The following is a 1,428-nucleotide window of genomic DNA, read 5'->3' as shown; positions in this document are numbered from 1 at the left end:
CTCAAAGCGGCTGGCAAATATCTGGCCGGCGTAGCTGAGCATCGCCTCACGTGATTCGGGGCCTCCGAGGGTGGCGGAGGTGCCCACACACACCAACTCCTCGCCGGGGCACTGGAGGCGATCACGCAGGCGGCGGATCAGACAGGCCAGATCCGTGCCCTGGGCACCGTCAAAGCTGTGGAACTCATCGACAACCAGATAGCGCAGAACACTGCTGCCATCAAGCTGGCGCCCGTTGTGCTCCCACAGGCTTTGCACATGGGGCTGGATGAGCAGGTAGTCGAGTTGCTTGTAGTTGGTAAGCAGGATGTCGGGCGGCGCCTTGTGCAGAGCCTCCTTATCGGTGATCACGCTGGTAGCGGTCATCGCCGCTGTGGGCGTGTCATCAGAGGAGCCGATGTAGAGACCAGAGCGCAGACCCGCCAAGGCAGGAATGGTGTGGATCAAATTGGCGATACGCCGTGATTGATCGGTGGCAAGGGCGTTCATCGGGTAGATGAGGATCGCCTTGATCCCACGGGTGCCTTGGATTCGCTGCTGCCGGCAGTGCTCGAGTAAGGGCAACAGGAAGCACTCGGTTTTGCCTGAGCCGGTGCCTGTGGCCACCAGGGTGTTGCCTGGAGTTCCAGGCAGCAGCCGCTCAAAGGCCTTCTCCTGGTGCAAATAAGGCGGGAAGGGCAGAGGGATCTGGGGGAACCAATCGCGCCCAGATCCCTCGCGGAACGGCAGGGAGACTGAAACGAACGGGCCCTTAAGCAGCTGGTCCCGATCGGCCAGGAAACGGTCGATCAGGCCAGAAAAGCCTGATGTGGTGGGGTGAAAGGCGGTGCGGATGGCATCGCAGGCCACCTGCTCCAACTCGCTGGCAACAACGGAGGGGAGCAAGGGATGCTGCAGATCTGCACCCTCAGGCTAGGCGTGATCTCTGTGCTGGCAGGGGTTCTGAATTATGCAATCCATGCATGGCCGGAGATCCCCGACAAACCAGCACGCTCCTCCCATAGCGGACCTTGGTGCAGTTCTGGGAGTCGGGCCATGGCGATGCTGAGCAACCCCTCAAGACCTGGCACGCCCTGGCCAAGGCGGCCAGCTGGAGTCATCCCCAGGAGATCAAGGAAAAATTCTCAACTGCCAGTTTTCTTGCCAATAACAGGGTGGTGTTCAACATCAGTGGCAACAAGTATCGGCTTGTCGTCAAGGTTGAATACGAACTCAAGACGGTCTACATCCGCTTTATTGGCAGCCACGCTGATTACGACAAGATCGACGCTTCCATAATCTGAGACCCACCATGCAACCCATCAAACCCATCCGCAACGAGGCCGATTACGAGCTTGCCCTTAAGGACATCGACGATTGCCTAGATGCACCAGCATGCAGCCCTGAAAGGGAGCGGCTTGAGGTCTTGACTGTTTTAGTTGACGACTA

Annotated in this window: 2 protein-coding genes; one reads left to right on the top strand and one right to left on the bottom strand. The window is 58.9% G+C overall.

Features of this window, described 5'->3' with window-relative positions:
* Window positions 1-885 (bottom strand): DEAD/DEAH box helicase (locus AC01FP_RS17600; RefSeq protein WP_474482016.1); only part of this gene is annotated, 885 nt, incomplete at its 3' end.
* A gap of 128 nt (window positions 886-1,013) precedes the next feature.
* On the opposite strand from AC01FP_RS17600, the gene AC01FP_RS17595 reads away from it, so the two are divergent.
* Window positions 1,014-1,283, top strand: a complete 270-nt coding sequence (locus AC01FP_RS17595; protein ID WP_474482018.1) for a type II toxin-antitoxin system HigB family toxin — start codon at window positions 1,014-1,016, stop codon at window positions 1,281-1,283.
* The last annotated feature ends 145 nt before the right edge of the window (window positions 1,284-1,428 follow it).

The sequence above is a fragment of the Cyanobium sp. NIVA-CYA 375 genome (assembly GCF_056108345.1).
Note: the sequence above shows the minus strand (reverse complement) of the source record. Positions and strands in the feature narration are given on the sequence as shown.